Origin of the sequence: Robertmurraya sp. FSL W8-0741 (genome assembly GCF_038004005.1) — a bacterium.
GTDB lineage: Bacteria > Bacillota > Bacilli > Bacillales > Cytobacillaceae > Robertmurraya > Robertmurraya siralis.
This window is the reverse complement of the sequence record NZ_JBBOQG010000001.1, coordinates 2,338,982-2,362,452: the sequence shown is the minus strand read 5'-3', so window position 1 is coordinate 2,362,452 and position 23,471 is coordinate 2,338,982. Positions and strand designations below refer to the sequence as shown.

The 23,471-nt window shown below is 37.4% G+C and carries 26 protein-coding genes; 3 read left to right on the top strand and 23 right to left on the bottom strand.

The window, feature by feature from the left end; all coding sequences use genetic code 11:
- Positions 1-183: 183 nt before the first annotated feature.
- The 3 genes from NST02_RS11455 to NST02_RS11445 form a co-directional block, all read right to left on the bottom strand.
- The gene (locus NST02_RS11455; protein WP_095306417.1) at positions 184-1,587 is read right to left on the bottom strand and encodes a sigma-54 interaction domain-containing protein; all 1,404 of its coding nucleotides are present in this window, start codon (positions 1,585-1,587) and stop codon (positions 184-186) included.
- A gap of 106 nt (positions 1,588-1,693) precedes the next feature.
- Entirely contained in the window at positions 1,694-2,533 is an 840-nt protein-coding gene (gene ablB, locus NST02_RS11450; RefSeq protein ID WP_095306418.1) for a putative beta-lysine N-acetyltransferase, read from the bottom strand.
- A 28-nt stretch (positions 2,534-2,561) separates the two neighbouring features.
- Positions 2,562-3,992: an aldehyde dehydrogenase family protein gene (locus NST02_RS11445; RefSeq protein ID WP_095306419.1), complete on the bottom strand. Its 1,431-nt coding sequence runs from the start codon at positions 3,990-3,992 to the stop codon at positions 2,562-2,564.
- A 424-nt stretch (positions 3,993-4,416) separates the two neighbouring features.
- On the opposite strand from NST02_RS11445, the gene NST02_RS11440 reads away from it, so the two are divergent.
- Positions 4,417-4,752 (top strand): ArsR/SmtB family transcription factor, encoded by a 336-nt coding sequence (locus tag NST02_RS11440; protein WP_095306420.1) that lies wholly within the window; start codon positions 4,417-4,419, stop codon positions 4,750-4,752.
- Positions 4,753-4,768: 16 nt separating this feature from the next.
- Complete coding sequence (locus tag NST02_RS11435; protein WP_095306421.1) at positions 4,769-5,722, top strand: cation diffusion facilitator family transporter; 954 nt, start codon at positions 4,769-4,771, stop codon at positions 5,720-5,722.
- Between the two features lie 229 nt (positions 5,723-5,951).
- Here NST02_RS11435 and NST02_RS11430 read toward each other — a convergent pair whose 3' ends face one another.
- From NST02_RS11430 to NST02_RS11355, 17 genes are all read right to left on the bottom strand, one after another.
- Complete coding sequence (locus NST02_RS11430) at positions 5,952-7,418, bottom strand: NAD(P)/FAD-dependent oxidoreductase (protein WP_340949038.1); 1,467 nt, start codon at positions 7,416-7,418, stop codon at positions 5,952-5,954.
- Positions 7,419-7,692: 274 nt separating this feature from the next.
- A complete protein-coding gene (locus NST02_RS11425; RefSeq protein WP_095306423.1) occupies positions 7,693-7,863 on the bottom strand; it encodes a YjcZ family sporulation protein in 171 nt (56 codons plus the stop codon).
- 250 nt (positions 7,864-8,113) lie between these two features.
- Complete coding sequence (gene msrB, locus NST02_RS11420; protein ID WP_170943508.1) at positions 8,114-8,545, bottom strand: peptide-methionine (R)-S-oxide reductase MsrB; 432 nt, start codon at positions 8,543-8,545, stop codon at positions 8,114-8,116.
- A complete protein-coding gene (msrA, locus tag NST02_RS11415) occupies positions 8,535-9,080 on the bottom strand; it encodes a peptide-methionine (S)-S-oxide reductase MsrA (RefSeq protein ID WP_095306424.1) in 546 nt (181 codons plus the stop codon). The genes msrB and msrA overlap by 11 nt, the downstream gene beginning before the upstream one ends.
- 463 nt (positions 9,081-9,543) lie before the next feature.
- Complete coding sequence (locus NST02_RS11410) at positions 9,544-10,122, bottom strand: YpmS family protein (protein ID WP_095306426.1); 579 nt, start codon at positions 10,120-10,122, stop codon at positions 9,544-9,546.
- Entirely contained in the window at positions 10,115-10,945 is an 831-nt protein-coding gene (locus tag NST02_RS11405; RefSeq protein WP_095306427.1) for an SGNH/GDSL hydrolase family protein, read from the bottom strand. The genes NST02_RS11410 and NST02_RS11405 overlap by 8 nt, the downstream gene beginning before the upstream one ends.
- Before the next feature lie 115 nt (positions 10,946-11,060).
- Positions 11,061-11,639, bottom strand: a complete 579-nt coding sequence (locus NST02_RS11400) for an SCO family protein (protein WP_095306428.1) — start codon at positions 11,637-11,639, stop codon at positions 11,061-11,063.
- Between the two features lie 86 nt (positions 11,640-11,725).
- A complete protein-coding gene (locus NST02_RS11395) occupies positions 11,726-13,351 on the bottom strand; it encodes an ATP-binding protein (RefSeq protein ID WP_235879427.1) in 1,626 nt (541 codons plus the stop codon).
- Positions 13,352-13,496: 145 nt separating this feature from the next.
- Positions 13,497-14,339, bottom strand: a complete 843-nt coding sequence (locus NST02_RS11390; protein ID WP_095306429.1) for a DegV family protein — start codon at positions 14,337-14,339, stop codon at positions 13,497-13,499.
- A gap of 107 nt (positions 14,340-14,446) precedes the next feature.
- The gene (locus tag NST02_RS23775) at positions 14,447-14,752 is read right to left on the bottom strand and encodes a DUF5658 family protein (RefSeq protein WP_373315025.1); all 306 of its coding nucleotides are present in this window, start codon (positions 14,750-14,752) and stop codon (positions 14,447-14,449) included.
- Entirely contained in the window at positions 14,752-15,087 is a 336-nt protein-coding gene (locus NST02_RS11385; RefSeq protein ID WP_212933263.1) for a helix-turn-helix domain-containing protein, read from the bottom strand. The genes NST02_RS23775 and NST02_RS11385 overlap by 1 nt, the downstream gene beginning before the upstream one ends.
- A gap of 220 nt (positions 15,088-15,307) precedes the next feature.
- Positions 15,308-16,048, bottom strand: coding sequence for a twin-arginine translocase subunit TatC (gene tatC, locus NST02_RS11380; protein WP_095306432.1), 741 nt, complete (start codon positions 16,046-16,048; stop codon positions 15,308-15,310).
- 138 nt (positions 16,049-16,186) lie between these two features.
- Complete coding sequence (tatA, locus tag NST02_RS11375; RefSeq protein WP_095306433.1) at positions 16,187-16,399, bottom strand: twin-arginine translocase TatA/TatE family subunit; 213 nt, start codon at positions 16,397-16,399, stop codon at positions 16,187-16,189.
- A gap of 186 nt (positions 16,400-16,585) precedes the next feature.
- A complete protein-coding gene (gene ilvA, locus NST02_RS11370) occupies positions 16,586-17,854 on the bottom strand; it encodes a threonine ammonia-lyase IlvA (protein ID WP_095306434.1) in 1,269 nt (422 codons plus the stop codon).
- Between the two features lie 311 nt (positions 17,855-18,165).
- Positions 18,166-18,654 carry a dihydrofolate reductase gene (locus NST02_RS11365; protein WP_095306435.1) on the bottom strand — a complete coding sequence of 163 codons (489 nt, stop codon included), beginning with the start codon at positions 18,652-18,654 and terminating at the stop codon, positions 18,166-18,168.
- Positions 18,651-19,445, bottom strand: a complete 795-nt coding sequence (locus NST02_RS11360; protein ID WP_340949034.1) for a thymidylate synthase — start codon at positions 19,443-19,445, stop codon at positions 18,651-18,653. Before NST02_RS11360 ends, NST02_RS11365 begins: the two co-directional genes overlap by 4 nt.
- Positions 19,446-19,569: 124 nt before the next feature.
- On the bottom strand, positions 19,570-20,271 hold the full coding sequence (locus NST02_RS11355) for an anthrax toxin lethal factor-related metalloendopeptidase (RefSeq protein ID WP_340949032.1): 702 nt from the start codon (positions 20,269-20,271) through the stop codon (positions 19,570-19,572).
- Between the two features lie 36 nt (positions 20,272-20,307).
- Here NST02_RS11355 and NST02_RS11350 point away from each other — a divergent pair, with 36 nt between their 5' ends.
- On the top strand, positions 20,308-20,685 hold the full coding sequence (locus NST02_RS11350; RefSeq protein ID WP_340949031.1) for a GIY-YIG nuclease family protein: 378 nt from the start codon (positions 20,308-20,310) through the stop codon (positions 20,683-20,685).
- A gap of 365 nt (positions 20,686-21,050) precedes the next feature.
- On the opposite strand, the gene NST02_RS11345 is transcribed toward NST02_RS11350, so the two are convergent.
- From NST02_RS11345 to NST02_RS11335, 3 genes are read right to left on the bottom strand one after another with little or no spacing between them, the layout of a single operon-like run.
- Positions 21,051-21,632 carry a TerD family protein gene (locus tag NST02_RS11345; RefSeq protein ID WP_095306438.1) on the bottom strand — a complete coding sequence of 194 codons (582 nt, stop codon included), beginning with the start codon at positions 21,630-21,632 and terminating at the stop codon, positions 21,051-21,053.
- 56 nt (positions 21,633-21,688) lie between these two features.
- Positions 21,689-22,297 (bottom strand): TerD family protein, encoded by a 609-nt coding sequence (locus NST02_RS11340; protein WP_095306439.1) that lies wholly within the window; start codon positions 22,295-22,297, stop codon positions 21,689-21,691.
- Positions 22,298-22,339: 42 nt separating this feature from the next.
- Positions 22,340-23,452: a toxic anion resistance protein gene (locus tag NST02_RS11335; RefSeq protein ID WP_095306440.1), complete on the bottom strand. Its 1,113-nt coding sequence runs from the start codon at positions 23,450-23,452 to the stop codon at positions 22,340-22,342.
- Positions 23,453-23,471 lie beyond the last annotated feature (19 nt).

Below are 23,471 nucleotides of genomic sequence, written 5' to 3'. Positions count from 1 at the left end.
TTTCGTTTCACAAACGGATGGGGGAAAAGAAGTGTATTGCTAGTGCTAAAGATAATACATTTTTCGTTCAGCTCGTGCGCAACCTCGACTTCACACGTCCTTCAATTGACTATAGCTAAAGGTTTCCTTCTCTGTAAGCGCGGTTAAATCAAAGGGACTTCCTTCAAAAAGAGGAGATGCTGGTTATTCGGCATCTAGTTCATATTTTTGAATTTTATACTGCAATGTCTGCCTAGGGAGTCTGAGCATTGATGCTGCTTGTTGAATATTTCCTCCTGTTCTTTGCAGCGCTTCCAATATCATTTCCTGTTCAAACGCAGCAACCCTTTCGCGAAAGGACAACGTTTCCCCACTTATTCGCTTAGCCCCTTTCTTTATGAATTCCTTTAACATGACCGGGAGATCGTCCAGCTCTAATTGCTCCCCGGAACTAATATTCATCATATACTCTAGGGCATGCTTCAATTCCCTCACATTTCCAGGCCAGGAATAGCTCAGCAGTACCTCTTTAACCCCATCAGAAATACGTAAAACCTTTTTGTTTAAGCATTGATTGAAGTATTTCATATAAACCTCTGATAAATATAAAATGTCTTCTTTGCGATTTCGCAATGCCGTTAGTTCAAATGTAAAAACGTTCAATCGATAGAACAAATCTGAACGGAGCAGTTTCTGATCGAGAGCTGTTTTTGGGTGAACGTTCATCGCAGCCATCACCCTTACATCAACGACGACATCTTTTGCGCCACCAAGCCGTCTAAAACGGCCGTCCTCAAGAACTCTTAACAGCTTTGCTTGAAGTTCAATCGGCATCGCGTGAATTTCATCAAGAAAAAGGGTTCCTCCATCTGCTAATTCAAATAACCCGGGGCGCTCCACTGCTCCAGTATAACTTCCTTTCGCCGTACCAAAGAGGATGCTTTCCAAAAGATTTTCCGGTATAGCTGCGCAATTTTGAGCAATAAAAGGAGCGCTGGCACGAGGTGATGCATGATGTATACCTTGAACAAAAAGTTCTTTTCCTGTGCCACTTTCGCCAAAGACTAATATAGGTGAATGGGAACGAGCAAGCTTCTCAGCCTCTTTTTTCATTTCAATAAAATGGGGATTTTTTGTCAATAAGTCTTGCAGTGTGTAAGAGGCCGTACTCTTCCTTTTCGAGCTATTTTTTCGGGCAAGCAACTGCCTTTGTAAATCTACAAGTTGCTCAGATAGTCTTTTCATCGTGCTGTGATCCTTTGCTATTTCCATCGCTCCAACAAAATGTTTTTTCACAAAGATCGGAAGCGTTGTATTCATCGTTTCAATTTTTTTGCCATAGACATTCGTATAGCTTTGCGCCTGGTTATAAATGGCTTTCTTTGACGTTAAAACCTTTAACAACGTACTTGTATGTTCATTAAGAGATGGAAACACCTGCAGCAGAGGCTTACCAATTACGTCACTAATATTTAATCCATCATGTCTTGCAGCTACTTCATTGTAATAAATTGTTTTTCCGTTTGTATCGACGACATGAATTCCTTCATCAATCCTGGACAAAATCGCTTTCAGTACTTCGTTTGAAATTGCAACTTCTTGCGGCAAACGTCACCACCTACCAATCCACTCATTGTAAAAATGACATGCTGAAAAATCGGCAGTAAGAGACGATTTTCCGGCATGTCGTCATAATAACTGAAATTATGGTGTACTACTGTGATAAATCCTTTACCCACATATTCATATTTTCTATTTTATCAAAAATATAACAATTATTCGTTAACCTTCCCCGATAACGATAGCCAAGCTGATGTAGAGCTGCGTTCATGCCAAATGATTGTGCCCTCGCAATCGAATAAGCACAAAATATCCCTCCTGCCACAAGTTTTTCCTCAAGCTTCGTTAAAAGGATTTTCATAAAACCGTATTGACGGTGTTCTGGCAAAGTCGCACAGTCAGTCAGCTCTGCATTTTTATAAAAATCATTAATCTCTGCAGACGCTGCACTGACCACTTGATTACCATTCTTAAAAGCTACATAAATTGTCCCCTCATCAAGTGTTTTTAAGATGTAAGCTGGGTCGTGTAGCGGTGTTGGATAAAGCTTAAATACCTGCTGATAGAGCTTTGCAAGCATTTCGACTTCTTCCTTTTGCACAAAAATCAATTTGTACTCGTCAGGTGGAGAATTCAACAAAAAATTCCTATCCAGTAATTGCACATCTTTGACGATTTCATCTTCTGATACGAAGGTATTACTATCTCTTCTATTATTATTAAAATACTTACAGCAGAAATAACAATCTGAACCAAGAAAAAAGCGGTCGATCATCGCCTCACATTGATAGCCATTTTCTAATAATTGGACAAACTGCTCTTTTCTCCCTTTTACAATCAGCTTTTCCGCTCCCGAGTTGACCGCTAGTTCCTCCGCTTTGGCAATTGCCTCGCTGAAACTGCCCTTTATATCGTCAATGCGAATTCGTTTATTATACGGATCATCAAATACATCCATTACATAGTTAGCGCCTGTAACAACCGTACTTGCCATTTCTTTTCTCTCCTTTGCAATAGACGTATCACAATTTAAAGCTAATTAACTTTAACTCAGTCATCTCCTCTAGTGCATATTTAATTCCTTCTCTTCCCATTCCACTTAATTTCACCCCACCATAAGGCATATGATCGACTCGGAAGGTCGGAAAATCATTGATCATCACACCACCAACATGTAATTCTTTTGCTGCTTGGAATGCTCTCCCAACATCCTTTGTAAAAACACCCGCCTGTAATCCATATTTTGAATGATTTACAAGACGAATCGCTTCGTCTAATGATGCCACTCGATTAATATGAACAACTGGTGCAAAGGCTTCTTCACATGAAATTTTTTCCTCTGGAGGCACATCTAATAAAACGGTCGGCTGCAAAAGCCCGTTTTCCTCATTTCTGCCGCCTATAGCAAGCTTTGCACCATTATTAATAGCACTTTCAATCCAAGCCAACACCCGGTTCCTTTCACTTTTTGAAATCATCGCAGAGATGTCGGTTCGCTCATTAAGAGGATTTCCAACATTCAATTCCTTCACCTTTTGTAGAAATTGTTCAACAAAATCGTTGAAGCTAGACTCATGGACATAAATTCGTTGAACAGATATACAAACTTGCCCTTGGAATGCAAAGGCACCTGCGACGATTCTCGGAACTATTTCTTGAAGCTCCGTATCCTTATCAACAATGACGGCAGAATTTGAGCCTAACTCCAGCGCCACTCGCTTTAAGCCAGCTTTTTCGCGAATCTGCTTTCCAACCTCGGGACTACCCGTAAACGTCACCATTTTGACACGGTCATCTTCGAAAAGCACAGCACCGACAGTACCTCCCCTTCCAGTAACAACATTTAAGGCACCTTTCGGTAAGCCGGCTTCATGAAAAAATTGTGCGATTTTATATGCAGATAATGGAGTTTGAGTAGCAGGCTTTAATACGACTGTATTCCCAGCGGCAATGGCAGGTCCAACCTTATGAGCGACAAGATTCATCGGAAAGTTAAAAGGCGTAATCGCGGCAATCACCCCCAACGGTTCTTTAACCGTGTACGCAATTCTCCCCTCTCCTCCAGGAGCAGCATCCATCGGGATCGTTTCTCCATAAATTCTTCTTGCTTCTTGTGCTGCAAATTTATAAGTCATAATCGTTCTATCTACTTCACCTCTTGCAGCTTTTATCGGCTTGGCAGCTTCTTTTGCGATGATCTGCGCGCATTCCTCTTTATTTTCTTTAATTAGTTCAACTACTCTTTCAAGAATTTCTGCCCGTTCATGTGCTGACATGGCACGAAACCGTTCCCCGGCGAATGAGGCTGAATCAATTGCTTTGATGACATGTTCTCGCTCAGCTATTGCTACTTCCGCAATAAGAGTTTCGTCGTAGGGATTTAATAGCCTTGAATATTCCGTTGTCTCTACAAATTCTCCGTTAATCCATAAAGATTGCTTCACTCTTCCCATCCTCCATTCTTTTATTTCAGATTGAGATTTGAAATCGTTATTTAAATTGTAACGAAATTAATTGTTTCTGAAAAGTAAGATCATTCAGAAAAAAAGAGTGGTCGTCATTATGAGGAACCACATTTTTAAAGCATAAGCACATCTTTGTTCTTCAAATACTATGTCTCCTCCCCATCCAATCCAACTTCATCCCTTCACTGCTTGCTTTAAGTAAACTGGCTCACATAAAATTTCCACAATCTTTAAATAGAACATCCGTTATCAGCTACTACCTCAATAAATATTATTGAGGTTATTCTATAAAGGAGAAAATAATAAAATAAAATCAATATTTTTGATTGACTTTCAGCAAAGAGTATATTAACCTATATATGAAAAGATACTCATATATAAATATAAATTTAATGATAAAGGAGTACAAAATATGACTGAAGAACAGAAAAATGAAAAAACGTGCCATGAGGGAGAACAACATTTAGATGAAGAGACATTATTTGTCGTTTCACAAACGTTTAAAGCGCTAAGCGATCCAACAAGAATTCGCATATTGAACTTATTATGTACAGGAGAGCATTCCGTCAATGAAATTGCGGAGACGCTAAATTTAAGTCAATCAAGCATTTCACATCAATTGCGTTTCTTGAAAAATTTAAGATTAGTCAAATTCAGAAGAGCAGGACAAACTCTGTTTTATTCGGAAGACGACGTTCATGTTATGAATTTACTGAAGCAAGCCATTGAACATGCTTCACATCATTAATCTAGGAGGAACTTAAATGGGACACAACCATGGACATGATCATACACATGGTGCAAACAAAAAAACGCTAATGATCAGTTTTATTATCATTACAGGCTATATGATCGTTGAAGCAATTGGAGGCTTCGTTACCAATAGCCTTGCGTTATTATCTGATGCAGGACATATGTTAAGTGACGCCATTTCACTGGGAATTGCATTATTGGCATTCACACTTGGTGAAAAAGCCGCTAATTATAGTAAAACATATGGATATAAACGATTTGAAATATTAGCAGCTGTTCTTAACGGAGTAACACTTGTATTAATTGCCATATATATTTTCTATGAAGCCATTCAGCGTTTTCAAAATCCACCTGAAGTTGCGTCAACTGGAATGTTAATCATTGCATCAATTGGCTTACTAGTTAATATACTTGTTGCCTGGATCATGATGCGTAGCGGGGATGTAGAAGAGAATTTGAACATGCGTGGAGCATACTTGCATGTAATTAGCGATATGCTTGGTTCCATTGGTGCCATTATAGCTGCACTACTCATCATATTTTTTGGCTGGGGTTGGGCAGACCCACTTGCAAGTGTCATTGTCGCCGCGCTCGTTTTACGTAGCGGCTACAATGTTACGAAATCTGGGCTTCATGTTTTGATGGAGGGAACACCACAAAATGTAAATGTGGACGACGTAGTGCAAACAATCCAAAATACAAAAGGCATTCAAGGTGTTCATGATTTGCATATTTGGTCAATTACAAGTGGCCTAAATTCACTTTCCTGCCATGCAGTTGTTGATGACCAAATGTCCATTGCTGAAAGTGAACAAATGCTTCGTAATATTGAACATAAACTCGAACATAAAAATATTCACCACATGACGATTCAGTTAGAAACATCAGCCCATCTTCATGATGATTCGATTTTATGTAAAGCGAAGGCTGAATCATCTGGAAACCACCATCATCACCATCACTGATGGAAATGCATTTGAATCCTCTCAATCATGATTGAGAGGATTCTTTGTTTCAATGCAAAACAACATGTACTACTCATCGTTCACAGACAATACAGCAGCAGCCTCATGAAGGTTTAAAAATTAAGGGTTCCTATTTTTAAGAGAACGTTGCACACCAAAAAAATAGAGAAAGGTGACTTAGAGCAGTGCTCAAGGTCGCCTTTCTTCATTAAAATTTGTGATGTCTTTTTTATACAGTTATTGATTCTGTTTTTAAAGAGTTTTTACTCTTTTCAACAATATCACGTGCAATCCATACTCCACAAGCGCTTGCCTGAGCAAGTCCTCTTGTTACACCAGCACCATCCCCTCCAACATAAAGACCGCTAATTTCTGTTTCAAAGCGATCATTTAGCTTTGGACGCGCTGAATAAAATTTCGCCTCTACTCCGTAAAATAAGGTATGTTCAGAAGCAAGCCCTGGTGAAACAGCATTTAACGCTTCTGTCATTTCTACTAAGCTCTTCAACGTGTTGTAAGGTAAAACTAGGCCTAAGTCGCCTGGAACGGCTTCTTTCAACGTCGGTTCGATAAAACCTTCTTTAATTCGTTTTTCTGTTGATCTTCTTCCCTTTAAAATATCGCCATACTTTTGTACAATGATACCGCCATTTGATAATGCATTAGCGAGCTTGGAAATGGCAATGGCATATTCATTCGGTTTATCAAATGGCTCTGAGAAGGTGTGAGAAACAAGCAATGCAAAATTCGTATTTGGGCTCCCAAGCTTCGGGTCTTTATATGCATGTCCGTTTGCTAGCATCGTGCCAGAGTGATTTTCCACAACGACATGCCCGGAAGGATTGCTGCAAAAGGTTCGCACTCGGGTGCCAACAGAAGTATTAAACGTAAATTTCCCTTCGTATAAGTGCTCATTGATTTCTTCCATCACGATATTTGAAGTTTCAACACGAACCCCTACATCAACTTGATTGCTGATCATCTTTAGTCGCCTTGATTTTAATAGCTTAGCTAACCAGACACTTCCATCTCTTCCTGGTGCAATAACAACCTTATCAGCAGAAATCGATTCACCCGATTTCAATTGCACACCTGTTATTTTATGTCCTTCTGAAGTTCTCTCAGTCATTAAATCTTCCACTTCTGTTTTAAAAGCCATATCAATTTTTTCTGTTAAGTAACCATAAATATCCTGAAGGATTTGCAGATTTTGTTCCGTGCCCAAATGCCTCACTTGAGCGCGAAGTAATTTTAAACCGGCTGCATAAGCTCGTCTTTCAATATCTTTTACTGCTGGCGTCAACGGATCCGTAGTACTTGTCGTTGCTCCATGTTTCAAGTTAATTTCATCCACATATTTTATCAGTTCAATGACTTGTGAATCTGACAAATAATCAGTCATCCAGCCACCAAACTCACTTGTAATATTAAATTTCCCATCAGAATAAGCACCAGCTCCACCAAACCCATTTGTAATTGAACAAGCTGGCAAACATCCAGCAAATTCTTTTCTTCCTGCTGCCGGTGGGCATTTTTCAATTTTCTTTTGCAGAATAGGGCAATTTCTTTTAAAAATATCATGGCCTTTATCTATCAAAACAATCTTTGCTTCTGGCATCTTTAATGTTAATTCATAACATGTAAAAATTCCGGCAGGTCCTGCTCCAACAACGATTACATCATAGTTTGTTTTCATCGTTCATCCCCCTGTCGCCGCTCTCGTTTTTCGTGTTTTTTCAAATCCTTTAATAATATAGCAAAGAAACTAAGGGGGGTCAACAATAAAATACGAACTTTAATTTGAAATAATTACAAAAATGTTCGTCAATTGACAAACTTCGCTATTTTTTACCTTGTCTTCTTATATAAGACGCCCAAGTTCAAAATAGGACAAAATGAACAGTATTGTTTCAACTAAAACAGATAAAAAAGGAATTACCATAAAACAAGGTAATTCCATGTGTTCAATCTTATTTACAATAACAAGCACCAATAATAATCAATAGGATGAAGAGAACGACTATTAGCGCAAACCCTCCGCGATAACCGCCAACAGCTACTCCTCCTACAGCTGGTGCTGGATAAGCATATCCAGTATAGCAAGGGTCATATCCACAACCATCATATCCATACCCGTACATTCTATCTCCACTCCTTCGTTTTTTTAGTCAATCGATTCTACACTTCAAGCAAAAATAAACAGTAAGCTTTCGCCTGTGTACTGCAATTTTTTACTGTAGAATCAATTTAGGTTGTTATCACTGCTAATGTATGTAGTAGGTACTTGACCCGTATGTGTATTTGCCCAAATTGTACAATGTAATGAAAAAGAATTTAAAAAAGCAACCCATAAAAAGGATTGAGGTTCTCTTTTTATAGGTTGCTTCTATATCAATTCTCTGTAAATAATTTTAAGTATTCCCCATACCCTTCTTCTTCAAGCTTTTCTTTAGGAATAAATCGAGTAGCTGCAGAATTGATGCAATATCGTAATCCAGTTGGTCCAGGACCGTCGTCAAAAACATGGCCAAGATGAGAATCGGCTGTTTTACTCCGAACTTCTGTCCGGATCATAAAATGACTCCGATCTTCTTTTTCAATAATTTCATCTTCCTCAATCGGCTTTGTAAAACTCGGCCAACCACAGCCTGCATCAAATTTATCTTTTGAACTGAACAATGGCTTTCCCGATACAATATCTACGTATATGCCATCAGAAAACTCATTCCAATATTCATTACGAAATGGCGGTTCCGTTCCGTTATTTTGCGTAACTTCAAATTGCATCTCAGTTAATTTTTCCCGCAAATCCTTATTTTTCAATTTTCTCACCCCAATGTCTTTTTATAAAATCGACTCTTCCTGAGCCTTTGCTATATGAGTGATATCTTGCCGGATTTTTGCGATAAAAATGTTGATGATATTCCTCTGCTTCATAAAACGGTGTTGCCGGCAAAATTTTGGTGACAATTGGTTTTTGAAAGCGGCCGCTTTCTTGCAGACGCCTTTTGGACTCCTCTGCTATCTTCTTTTGTTCTTCATTATGATAAAATATGGCCGTCTGATATGATTCTCCCCGATCATAGAACTGGCCGCCAGGATCCGTCGGATCAATTTGTTGCCAATAAATCTCTAACAATTTTTCATAGGGAAACTGTTTTTGGTCAAACGTGATCTGTACAGCCTCATAGTGACCGGTCGTTTCACTGCAAACCTCTTCATAGCTTGGATTCTCCTTATGTCCACCCGTGTATCCAGAAACTACTTTAATAATGCCTGGTTGTTCGTCGAAAGGCTTAACCATACACCAAAAACAGCCGCCGGCAAAAGTGCCTACGTCGAATTCTCGACTTTCCATCAATTATCATCCTTTCAACTTTGTTAATATATTTAACTTAGTATTAGATTAAGGAATCAAATTAGGAAATGCAAATAACAAGATTTCATTAATAAAATATTGTCCCAGATCAGCTTGAAGAAATTTGCCCTGAAAGATGATTCCTCCTTTTCCTTTCAAAGGACAAATAAAAAAACGCTGCTCTTCCAAAGCGCTTGCTTTGCGGGGAGATTTGTCAATAAGCTCCTCTGAAATGTCATATCTCCTTAAGCATACACATTTGTTTAGCTCCGATTGGGGTACATTTTCACCACTTATAGTCCTCCATTACCATAGCTTCACATCTTAAAAAGAGTAAAATTCATTCTGTACATTCTAATAAAAAACGAACCCTTCCATTCTCTTTTAAAAAGAAAAGACTGTTGATAAACAACAAAGCGAATCAAGTTTGTCCACAGTCTAAAATTAGCCGAAAATCCGCTTATTAATTGGTTGGAACCAACAGGGAGAATTGAATATCATCATCGACTAAATCAAATTTATTCACTTTTACCTTTACATCACTTTTTAAATTCATTCTTTGCAAAGAAACGTAAATAAGCTCATCATTTGGCTGAATATTGACCCATTCAGGAAAATCGTATTGATCACGAATAAACTTTAATACATAGGAGACAGGCAACTGAATTTGACCAATCGAGATCGACTTTTGCTTCAAAATGATGTCTCCATTTTCAAGTGCTTCCGGTTCAAAAGTTAGCTTCATCTCAATATCTTGAGTAAAAACCTTCATCGTCCCATATAATTCCACTTCATCATTCAGGAGAACCTCGTACGCAATTGGACTTGTTAATCCTTCCTCCTCAATATAATGATTAATAATTTTGTTTAAATCAGCTTTTGTCGCTTGAATGTGAAACTGAACATCTTCTTCAACCGGCCCGTCCGTTGGTGGTAATGCTTTGTCTTTAATCGGCATATTCACCATAATCACAACCAATAAAACAAAGAGGATATTCAACCCGAGCAGGAAAAAAAATATCCATTTCCATTTGTTAGTCATCTTGTTCGTTCTCCTTCTTCACTGCCACAAGCTTTTGACCTACTGCTTCATTTTGTAAAACATGAAAAACTTGATTTGCCATTAGCTCGTATCCTTTATCATTTGGATGAAAATAATCGGAATAGAGTAAGTCTTCTACACTATCTTTAAACAGATCGGCGATTTCCACAAAAAGCGTACGATCATATTTTCTTAAAACGTTTTCACTAACATGATTCCATTTTTCAATGACTATATCCATTTCTTTCACGTCAGCAAGAAAAAGGAAGAAAGGATTGTACAAGCCAATTAAGCCTATTATCGCCTCATCGTTTTCCTGTCTAATCGTATCCATAACAGAAGTCAATGTTTTCTCATAGTGAATAAGTTCACGATCGAAATCTTTCATATCCAGCCCTGAAAAATTTTCGCGAACTACCTTCATAATATCGTTTCCACCAGTAGTGATTAATACTATGTCTGCTTCTTTCACCGCAGTTCTTATTTCTTTTGTCCTTAACCGATTCAATATTTGCGAAGTGCGATTTCCACTCACTCCAAAATTATGAAATATCGCTTCTTTTATTCCCTTTTGCTCCTCAAGCTGCTCTTGCAAATAAGGTACATAACCGCCCCTTTTTGTACTGTCACCTACACCTTGTGTCAATGAATCACCAACAGATACGATATGATATGTTCTCGGAATAAAATCATATGGAATGTTTTCTTTCGGTGTCAACGATGTCTCTTTAAATGAACTAGGTTGTTCTTCTATCTGATGGTTACAGGCAACTAAAAGACTAAAACTAATACAAAGAGTAAAAGAGGTGAATATTCTCTTCATCTTTTCACCTTCCCTATAAAGCTTTTATCATTATATCAAGGATTAAAGGAAACGAAAAGAATCCTCCTCTAACAATATAGAAAAGTAGACCTTGCATTAGAAGGTCTACTTTCATTTATTGCAATGCTTTTATATCGTTAATAATATCTGCAAATGGCACATCATTTGCCCCAGAGTAGTACTTCATGATCGTTCCCTCTTGGTCGACTAAATAAAAATAGGTTTGATGAATGACTTGATCCTCGTTCTCAGGTTTTTTCACATATGTCTTGAAATTTTCACCTGCGAAAGTTTCAATAAACGTCTGGTCATAGCCAGTTAAAAAATGATAATTGCTGAAATCCAAGTCAAACTTCCCACCGTAATCCTTTAATACTTCAGGTGTATCGACTTCCGGATCGATCGAAAATGAAACAAATTCAATATTTTCGATCTTCTCGTCCTTCGCCATTTGCTGAAGTTTTGTCATATTGTGCGTCATTGGCGGACATACAGTTGTACAGTTCGTGAAGATAAAGTCCGCAACCCATACCTTTCCTTTTAAATCCTTCTTTCCTAACTGCTCACCATTGTGATCAGTAAAAGTAAAATCATCCAAAGGCCAATTTAACGGATCCTTAACTCCGCTATTATTACCACAAGCAGACAACAATAAAACAAGCATCATTCCAATTAAACTTATTCGATATTTCATTTTTTCACCTGCAATCCCATTCAACATTCAAACTTTATTGTAGCAAAGCAATTGATTATTGGAAAGAAAAATGAATGAATTCTACATCATTCCACTTCCTCATCAAGCGGAACCGTAATTGTAAATGTTGTCCCTTGCCATTTTTCACTGACCACCTCAATTTTGCCTTTCATTCTTTCAATGATTTGATAGCACACCATCAATCCCATCCCAGTGCCCTTTTCCTTTAAGGAATAAAACGCCGTCCCTAATCGGGCAAGCTCCTCTTCAGTCATGCCGATGCCATTATCCTTTATTTCAAAAACTCCATTTCCCCCATTTTTATATACTTTTAAGCGTAACGTCCCACCGTCCTTCATCGCCTCAATCCCATTTTTTAAAATATTGATTAACACCTGGATCAATTCACTTCTATTACCGATCACTGTTATTTCATCCTCGATGACCGTCTCCAACTCTATATTCTTCGACATCATTGCATATGAATTCATTAAATCCATCGCTTTATGGGCCAGAACGACTGCATCCACTTTTTCTGTATTTTCCATATCCGGCTTCGCTAATGATAAATAATCATTGATAATGGTCTCCGCCCGATTCATTTCTTCAATCATTAATTTTACAAACATCTGTTCTTCTGTAGAAAGTTCTTTTTTCGACTTGAAAATTTGCAAGAACCCTTTCACAACCGTCATTGGATTGCGGATTTCATGAGCGACCGAAGCAGCAAGCTGGCCGATCGCATTCATTTTTTCAGCACGTTGAAGCTCTTTTAAAATTTTTGTCTTTTGAATAATGTTTTCCATTTCACCGATAACGTCCTCAAATTTTGACGTTTGCCGTCCTTCCTGTGATTTTTTGCCTAAATGCTTAGATGTCGTCGTTACCCGATCAAATAACAGTGATAATTGCTCAGTCATATCGTTAAATCGAGCAGTTAATTGGCCTAAATCGGACTGATCCTTTATTGGAAGCTTGACTTGAAAATTGCCATTACTTACCTCGTTAATTCCATAAATAATTTCATTTACAGGCTCAAGAACTTTATTTAAGCCTTTTTGAAAAATGAAATAAACAGCAATTGTAATGAAGAGAAATATAATACATAACGAATAAATTAATTCACTCTGAAAGTTGTCAATATTAGATGCATCGGTATGAATGGCCAATAAAGCAATGATGTTGCCGCCACTATCTTCAATCGGTGAAATTGCTGATATCCAGCTGCCGTCTTTTTTATCGTAGAGGCTGCTCGATGTCACCTCTTTCGTTACTAACGTATTTTGCAGCGCCCTGTAAAACTCCTCTGATGCTTCGAAAGGCTGGAATGCCTCAATTCCTATTACTTCCTCACTGCTTTTCGATGAAACAACAGAGTACAATTTTTTATTTGTTTCATCCGGCATTAATATGAAACCATGAAATAAAGGAGAGTTTTTTTCATTTATCAGATTTAAATGCTCATAAATCTTTTGATAACTCGGATCAGAAACATTTCCAGCATGAATGATTTTTTTGACTTCTTCTCCTTCAATAGTTGAGCTCCATAATGACGCAAATCCTACCACCTGTCTTGTTAGTTGTTCTTTCATTTCCTTCATTTGGAGTGATAGAGCAATTCCTCCAGTGGCAAGAACCACCACCAAGGTAATGCAGAGCGTTAAAACCATAACCTTGCTATTCAAAGAAACATTTCTGAATAATTTCCACATATCAGTCCCTCATATTCCCAAGCTTTGTCTGTTAGTTCTTCCATTTCGACATAATTGGAAAGAATCCTTCTATTCACAAAAAAATGCTGAAGAAAAAGTTGTTATTACACAACTTATTCTTCAGCATCTTGATGTCACTTCATGATCATTCGAAATAATACATAAAACCAATGGCACCTGGCCCCGTGTGCGTACTAATGACCGGCGTTGTAAAAACAACGTCTATTTGCTCATAACCAGTAAATTCAAAGATCGCCTTTTTTATTTTTTGCGTAAGTTCAAGGCCTTCTGCATGTGCAATACTTACACATTTAATCGTTTTTCCTTTTACATCCTTTGCAAATTCTTCTGCAAGAAACTTCGCTGCCTTGCTATGGCTTCTTACTTTCGTAACCGGAGTATATACTCCACCTTCTAAAGACGCAATGGGCTTTATATTAAGCAAGGATCCAATAATTCCCTTCCCTTTTCCAATCCTGCCACCTTTGATCAGATTTTCTAACGTATCGACATAAACGAATAATCTAGTATTGTCGCGGATTTTTGCAACGGCTTCCAAAATTTCATCCACCGATTTTCCTGCTTTAGCCATTGTTGCTGCTTCTATCACCTGGAATGACAGCGCTCTAGAAATGTAACGGGAATCAACGACCTTTACATTTCCTTTTGCCATGCTAGCAGCTGATTCTGCTGACTGGACAGTTCCGCTCATGCCACCAGTCATATGGATTGAAAGGACGTCATAACCTTCCTCATGTAGCCGATCATATACCTGCAAAAACTCTCCAACTGGAGGCTGTGAACTTTTCGGTAATTCTTCTGCCTCTTTCATTTTTTGCATGAATTCTTTCGCTGTAATATCTACCCTATCTATATAGGTTTTTCCATCAATATGTAATGACAAAGGAACCACTTCAATTTCATATTTCGCTAATACATTATCATCTAAATCAACTGTTGAATCTGTAACCACTCTAACCTTACCCAACCCATCACTTCCTCCATTTCATGTTGCTTTTCTCTATATTATACACATTTATACGTACAGAATTAAAGTCATGTGTCTAATATCCTTTTATTCTAAAACGCTTTCTTTCATATGAGCAAAATAAGCCATAATATATGAACAATCGTAACACTTGAATATAAAAGTAAAGAGATGATAAGTAATCCCTTAACAAAGATTGAAGCCTGCCGATGTTGAAAAAACATGGCAAGAATAAACAAAAAAATAGACAGAATCGCTTTCAAAGAAAGAAAAAGCAAAAGGTCCACTTGAATAATATAATTCATAAATGGGTTTAATTCGTTTATCAAATCAAAATGAATACCGAAGAACGTCATTAAGCCATCGAAAAGATTCAGGATTGATAAAAAAAGCAATAATATACTTGTTTTCATTATTCTAACGGATTTCTCTGTTTTTCTTCCCATTTCTTAAACTTTACAAACTCTAAGTATTTTTGAAACTCAGCCTTGTCAACTCCGTTATCAATTGCTTTTTTTATTAAATCGATCCATTCTTCGTCTAATTCTTCCGAATCTTGTCCAAGTAAATATTCAATCGTGGTGCCCAATGTCTTTGCCAATTTTGATAAAAATTGCAAGGACGGATTTTTTTGCACATTTCTCTCAATATAGCTCAAATATGATTTTGAAACACCAGCATATTTCGCCAATTCCGAGATAGAGTAGCCTTTCTTTTTTCTAAGTTCCTTAATTCTCTCACCTACCATGTTCTATTTCCCCTTTTTCAATCTTAATATGTACATTATAAAGAACAACAACATCCTTTAAAAAGCACATTTCTGATAGAATTTGAGAGGAAATAGCTAAAAATGAGAGTAAACAGGAGATTCTATAAAAATAATGGCAAATTTATATTTTTTCAAAATAATTCACATCATTTTCTCCGTACGCAAATATATAAAAAACCGAGCCATCGCCCGGTTCATTCTATTCCGAAAACTCTACTTCCCATTCCTGTTCTTTTTTCAGCTTACGTTTATAAACGATTTTTGATAAGTTAATACTAATTTCATAAAGGAATAATAATGGTATCGTGACTAGAACATCTGACATAATATCTGGCGGAGAAATGACTACCGCGATCACAACCAATACAAAATATGCATATTTTCTCACCTTTTGCAACACATAAGGATTGATAATTCCCAGAGATGTTAGAAACATTGCCACGACTGGAAGCTCAAATAAGAATCCAAATGGAAGGGTTGTATTCATAATAAACCGGAAATACTTATCCGCAGTAAAATTTGTGACAACCATATCCCCACTTAATTCAACCAAGAAATTCATTATTGTTGGGAATATGACGAAATAGCCGAAACATAGACCAACAATAAATAAAATAAATAGGGCAGGAATATAAGATAGGGAAATCTTTCTTTCATTCGGCTTCAAAGCAGGCTTAACAAAAAGCCATATTTGTAGAGCTAATACTGGGATAGTACCAGCAATGGCAATAATTGTACCAATCATGAAATAAATCCAAATAATATCACTCGGACCTAAAACAACGAGTTTAACATCCAGGTCACGAACAAACCATTCATATATATCTTTTACATAAATAAAGCCGACAATAAAAAACACAAGAAATGCGGCAACAGATAAAATGATTCTTTTTCTTAATTCATCTAAATGGTCTATTAAATTTAATTCTTTATCATTCATTAATGTCCCCTACCAACTACAAAATTTATACATCTAAACGAAAGGCCGTTAGAGGAATAGTATATCATATTAAAAAAAGATTTCTTAACCCATAAACTACAATTTCAGAAAAAAAGTGCAAGATAGAAATCTCACACCTTATTTTGTCAATTTTGTCATGTCTTTAATTTCTTTTTTTTCTTCTTCGAATTCTTCCATAACATCACTTGTTAGTTCTTTTGTTGATTTTTTAAATTCACGTAATGTTTGCCCGAATGCTCTTCCAATCTCAGGGAGCTTCTTCGGTCCAAAAATGATTAATGCCAATACTAATATTAAGATTAAACCAGGTACTCCGATGTTTGACAACATGTGTAGAACAACCCCTTTTAATAAGATCATTAATACGGTTAATTGATAACTCAACAATACCACTATAATGTTTGAAAAGCAATAATCGCAGCATCGATAGGACAATCAACCCTTCCTAATATGATTATAGTATTTTTTAATCTTTATAGGGGCATTATCCACAATTGTTCATAAGAAATTCACATTTTAGATAAGAAGATTAAAGAGATCCCGGTCCTTATTCACTTCTTTATAAGAAAACCCTTTTTTATTCATACGATCAATTAGAGCACAGTAGTTTTCTTTTCTTTGCAATTCAATTCCGACCAATGCAGGTCCATTATCCTTGTTATTTTTCTTTGTGTATTCAAATCTAGTGATATCATCTGTCGGGCCTAATACTTCGTCAAGGAATTCTCTGAGAGCTCCAGCCCTCTGAGGAAAATTAACGATAAAGTAGTATAGTAATCCCTCATACAAAAGTGATTTCTCTTTAATCTCCTGCATTCTTCCAATATCATTATTTCCCCCGCTTACGACACAAACTACATTTTTCCCTTTAATTTCTTCTCGGTACAGATCAAGTGCTGCAATCGGCATTGCACCTGCTGGTTCCGCAACAATCGCGTGCTCGTTGTATAACTCCAATATGCTTGTGCACACCTTTCCCTCCGGGACAAGCAATATATCATCCATAAGCTCCTGACAAATATCAAACGTTTTATTTCCAACACTTTTCACTGCTGCTCCATCAACAAATTTATCGATTTTGTCAAGGCAGATAACTTCCTTCGCTTCCATGGCTAACTTCATCGAAGGGGCTCCCAAAGGCTCCACCCCGATCATTTTCGTATTAGGGGACACACTTTTTACATAGGTGCTCAGACCTGAAAGTAGTCCTCCCCCTCCAATACTTCCGAAGACGAAATCAATTGGTTCTTCACAATCATTGAGAATTTCTACGGCAACAGTCCCTTGCCCAGCAATGACCATTTCATCATCAAACGGATGGATAAACGCACGTTTTTCCTGTTGTGCACATGCGACCGACTTATGATAGGCATCATCAAACGTATCACCGATTAACACAATCTCGACGTATTCCCTCCCAAATAACTCCACTTGACTAACCTTTTGCTTCGGCGTTGTTGTCGGCATAAATATTTTACCGTGTACGCCAAGTTGACGGCAGGCGTATGCTACACCTTGAGCATGATTCCCTGCACTCGCGCAAACAACGCCATTTCTTAATTGTTCCTCACTTAAAGATTTTACTTTATAAAATGCTCCTCTAAGTTTAAAAGAGCGGACATGCTGCAAATCCTCTCTCTTCAGGTATACATTACAAGAATACTTCTCCGACAACCGTTCATTTTTTTGTAACGGTGTATGGGCAACGATATCCTTGAGCTGCTGGTATGCAATAATTATATCTTCCACTTGCAGCCATTTTCTTTTTAGTACATTCTGTTCCATATCATTCCCCTACCTCTAATATCACAAAATTTTTAAAAAACTTCCTTAATTTAATTTGATTATTTTAACATGTTCTTCAGCAATTGTTAAGCCTGTTATTATAAAATTATTATTATTCTCATTTTTAAAACAAAAGATTTACTATATTTCAGTATTGTTCTTTGCTCATTTTCTCACATCACTTATGGAATGCAGAGCTGAAAGGCGTGTGAAACTTAGGTCTCACACGAAATGATCCAAATTCATTTTATCAACAATATTATTTTACACGGCCCACAAAAAAAGCCCCCTGAAATCAAGAGGGCCCAGCCTTATTTCCTGTCATAAATGACAAAGTCATAATCATATGGGTTTTGTTCGTCTTTCAAGCCTTTTTCTTTTGATATAAGCTGCCATTCATCCATTGCAATCTGGGGAAAGAAGGTGTCTCCTTCAAAACTTGCATGAATTTCAGTAATATACAGTCTATCAGCTTTAGATAATAGCTCCTTAAAAATCTCTGCTCCCCCAATGACGAAAAATTCCTGTTTTGGCTTTTGTTGACAAAAAGATAATAAAGTTTCTAGATCATGAAATACGGTACAATCATCAAATTGAAAATCTGCATCCCTTGTCAGGATTATATTCTCTCTGCCAGGCAATGGGCGGCCAATTGAGATAAATGTCTTCCTACCCATGATGATAGGATGCCCCATTGTTGTCCTTTTAAAAAATTTCAGATCCTCTGGTAAATGCCACGGGAGTTGATTATTTATTCCAATTACACGGTTGTCATCCATTGCCACAATAAAAGAAATCATACACTGACCACACCTTTAATATGAGGGTGAGCAACATAATCGACCAATTCAAAATCTGCAAATGTGAATTGGAATATATCTTTTACAGCTGGATTAATTTTCATTTTAGGTAGTGGATATGGCTCTCGTGTGAGCTGCAACTGCACTTGTTCAATATGATTATTATAAATATGTGCATCACCTAATGTATGGATGAATTCTCCTGGCTCTAGATCACACACTTGAGCTACCATTAACGTTAATAAAGCATAAGATGCTATATTAAAAGGCACGCCGAGGAAAATATCTGCAGAACGCTGATACAACTGACACGATAATTTTCCATCTGCGACATGAAATTGAAACAGACAATGGCATGGAGGAAGTGCCATCTTGTCCAGATCGCCTACATTCCATGCATTTACAAGTAAGCGCCGGGAATCTGGGTTTGTCTTTATTTGTTCAATCAGTTGGCTAATTTGGTCAATCGTACTTCCGTCTGCTGCAGTCCATGATCTCCACTGATGGCCATAAACTGGACCCAATTCCCCCTCAGAATCAGCCCACTCATTCCAAATTCGCACACCATTTTCTTGCAGATATTTCACATTCGTATCCCCTGCTAAAAACCAAAGAAGCTCATGAATAATTGATCTTAAGTGCAGTTTTTTCGTCGTCACCAGCGGAAATCCGTCTGCTAAATTAAAACGCATTTGATAGCCAAACGTACTAATCGTCCCTGTTCCTGTTCTATCTTCTTTTTGGACGCCATTTTCCAGAACATGCTTGCACAAATCTAAATATTGTTTCATAAATTCCACTCCTGACATCTTTCTACTAACTCCTGCTCCTCATTTTCTAGAGCAAGAGAAATTAAATATGGTTTATATTTTACCACAATTGGTCGTCTAACGATTTCTAAAGCTTTCAAAAAAATTACTGAAGGTTTTTTATATATTCATAAGTCAAAGGAGCTTTGTTCTTTAAGATGGTACGATTTTCCTCATTCACATAATACATTGCAAATGCTTCAGCAAAATACTCTTCTGGTAAAGTGATAAAATACGCTTGGTTTTGAAATAAGGCATGTTTTTCATTCGTCCATATATGAAGAAAAACAGGGTCAAAGCGAAGCTTATTATAAATAATTCGATCAATGGAATGGGCTAGCTCATGTAATTCTAAATTAACAGAGCCATGGCCCATCCCTTTTTCACTATGACCAATTTTGACGAGAACAACTCTTCCTCCGCCAATCCCAGGTACCTCATCCCATTTTTTCTGATGGACATACCCTCTTGGAATAAGCCCTCTTAAATGTTTAGCACTAGGATTATCCGTTAATTTCCCTACAAATAACTTTAAATAAATCCCGTTTTGATGTATTTTTGCTAAGAGAGGAGGCGGAAGCTGTTGAATATTTTTTATTATCGCAGCAGCTTTTTCTTCATCAAATTTTTGTTCTGGTAAAATAACCATTTCATTTACAGGGGCATTGCCATCTAAATAGAGCAGTTGTTTTAAGAGCGAATTACTAGGATAATATTTTAAAATAATCCCATCATAGGATTGCGTAGAATTCCCTAATAGAACTACAAGGAGAACCCAAATTCCGATTACGGAGATTCGTTTTTTCATTCTTCTACTCCCCTTTCTAACAATAGGAGGTTTATCATGGTTGAAATAATTGATCCATCCCATACTCTTTATTCCATTCACTTGCACATCTCTGATGAAATAAAAGTAGAGGTTGGAAAACTAGGAAGTATTCTCTTTAAAAAGGGAGAGTACATTTACGTAGGAAGCGCCAAACGCAATATTATTGCTCGGATAAACCGTCATATCAAGGAGGAAAAGGTGCAAAAATGGCATTTTGACTATTTACGACCACACGGTATTATTACAAAAATTATAACATATGAAACTAGTATCGGAGAGTGCCAGTTAGCTGAGAAATTAAGGAAAGAAAGTGGAGGATGCTGGCCTGTTAAAAAATTTGGCTCTACTGATTGCAAATGCCCTTCTCATTTAATTTTTGTCGCAAGTTCATAACGACTTACATTTTCCTAGGAGGCTTTGTTATAGGACGGTGCTGATTTTTGGCTCAGTTGAAAAAATAAGGGACAAAGCATTCGAAAAACAATATTTCACGATTAGTAGAGTAGGTCTGTCCGTGTAACAAGAACATATAGAGAGCAAGCATGAAGGTACAATAAATGTCTCCTTCATTAACTTTTTTAACGGCACTACCGAGGATTGACTTTGTTCTGTTGATGGGAATGGCGTTTATCCAAGCATTTTAAAAAAGGTGCACGACAAAAAGACTGTAGACAAACCTCCATGAATTCAGCGAGTTTGTCTACAGCATGCTTCTGTTAAACAGGATCATTCGTTCGTATTGATACTTTTAAAGCCGGCTACACTTGTAAGCCAAAGTTTCGGCAAAGGGCTGCAAGTCCCCCGGAAAATCCACTTCCTACTGCATTGAATTTCCAATCACCATTATGCTTATATAATTCACAAATAACTACAGCCGTTTCCACGGAAAAGTCTTCGCCAAGATCATAGCGCAAAACTTCTTGATTCGTATCGGCATTAACAACGCGAACAAAAGCATTTGAAACCTGACCAAAGTTTTGGCTCCTCTGCTCCGCATCATGAATGGTTACCGTAATGGCAATTTTATTAATATTGGCAGGGACTTTACTGAAATCAATTTTAATTTGTTCATCGTCCCCATCACCTTCACCTGTACGATTATCACCTGTATGCTCAACAGAACCAGAAGGATGGATTAAGTTGTTATAAAAAACAAAATCCAAATCTTGTGTTGCCCTTCCATTTTCATCCGTTAAAAAGGCAGAAGCATCTAAATCAAAATCTTGACCTCCATCATAACGGTTCGTATCCCAACCTAATCCTACGATGACTCTAGTTAAGCCTGGATTCGTTTTGGTTAAATCGATTCGTTGTCCTTTTGATAAATTAATACTGCTCATTATCCTCACCCCATAATAGAATTATTTGAAAGTTAAGCTGGAACCATCATAATAGATTAGGAATAAGTTCTTACTAATTCTCCAAGACTGGCTGCTGTCGTTCCAGTTCCCACCGCAGCAAATTTCCAATCGGAGCCATGACGATAGATTTCTCCAACAATTAAGCTTGTTTTGCCACTGTAATCTTCACTTAAATTGTAATGAATTAATTCTTGTCCACTCGTCGGATTAACGATTCGTATATAAGCATTTCGAATCATCCCAAAATGCTGCCTTCTTTTCACACAATCATAGATATTCACTACAAATACAAGCTTTTGGACATGCGTAGGAATTCTGCTTAAATCCACATTAATTTGCTCATCATCGCCATCACCATGTCCTGTTAGATTGTCGCCAGTATGTTGAATACTGCCATCGCTGCTTTTTAAGTTTCCAAAGTAGATAACATCATTATTATTTTGTAATCTATCATTATCACCTAACATAATCACAGAGGCATCACAATCGATGTTAGAGCCACCACCGCCCCCAAACAGTGAGCCAAAGATACCGCCACCACGGTTCTCAACTGGGTCCCAGCCGAGTCCAACTAATATTCTTGATAGACCTGGATTGCCTTTCGTTAAATCCACTCTTTGTCCTTTTTGTAAATTAATCGCCATTTCATTACCCCCCTGTATGTATTTTTAAATCAGAATTTCAGTTTAGACATTGCCTTGAAGCTTCATCTTTTTAAAGTTATCCTGCAATTGCTCAAGTCTTTTCGTCCCTTCTTCTCTAAGACGCTTATTTTCTTCTTCGATGGACTTAGTTTCTTGCATCCCTTTCATGATAACATTCCAAGATTCCTCGATCGTTTCAATTTTAATACTTGGTCCGCCAGCAAGTCTCGCAATATCAACGCTTTGCTGAGAAATATTTTGCGCGTTGCGCAGAAGCATTTCGTTTGTGCGCCGATCGAGCTCACTCATCGAATCTGCTACAAGCTTTTGGCGTTTAGCAGCAACAGCTTGAATGAGACCGTTCTTAAAGATCGGAATGGTTGTGACAAAAGCAGAATTAATTTTCCCAATTAGTTTTGTGTTTCCTCTTTGCAGCAATCGGATTTGTGGAGCTGTTTGCAGAGCAACCATCTTAGCCATTTCTAAATCATAAATTCTTTGCTCTAGTAGTTCAATGGCATTTCTCATTGTGTCAAGTTGCATAGCTGCAACTTGATCACCAGATTGGGCTCTGGACTCGAGTAACGGGAGTTGGTTCTTTTTCAAATCTTCAACCTTCATTTCCCCAGCAACCACATATTTCTCTAATGTGAGATAATATTGATAGTTTTCTTCATACATTTGGTCAAGCATTTGGGTAGAGTCTACCATTTCACCTTGATATTTAGATATTTCCACATAAATCTTATCAATTTCTCCACCCATCGTTTGATACTTTCCAAATAGTTTTTCAATCAATTTCTCGCCGCGTTTAAATAATTTTCCGAAAAGTCCGCCTGAACTTTGTTCAAAATCCTTTTTATCAAATTTATCCATGATACGTCCAAGCTGTTTTAATAGCTCACCGGAATCTTCTATTTTTGTCGCTCTCATATTGCTTAAAATTTGATCAGAAAATCTTGAAATTTGAACAGCAGGCTCCTTCCCAAACTCCAATACTTGAATTTGGTCTTTCTCATCAATGGAACGGGCAAGCTGTTGGACTTCAGGCTCGTTTCGAAGAGCAAGCTTTATTTCAGAAACCTTCGTTTCTGATAACTTATCTTCAGGTTCCTTCGCTAGAAGATCAAGCTGAGCATTTTGAATCTGATTCATTTTATCATCCACCTTTGCA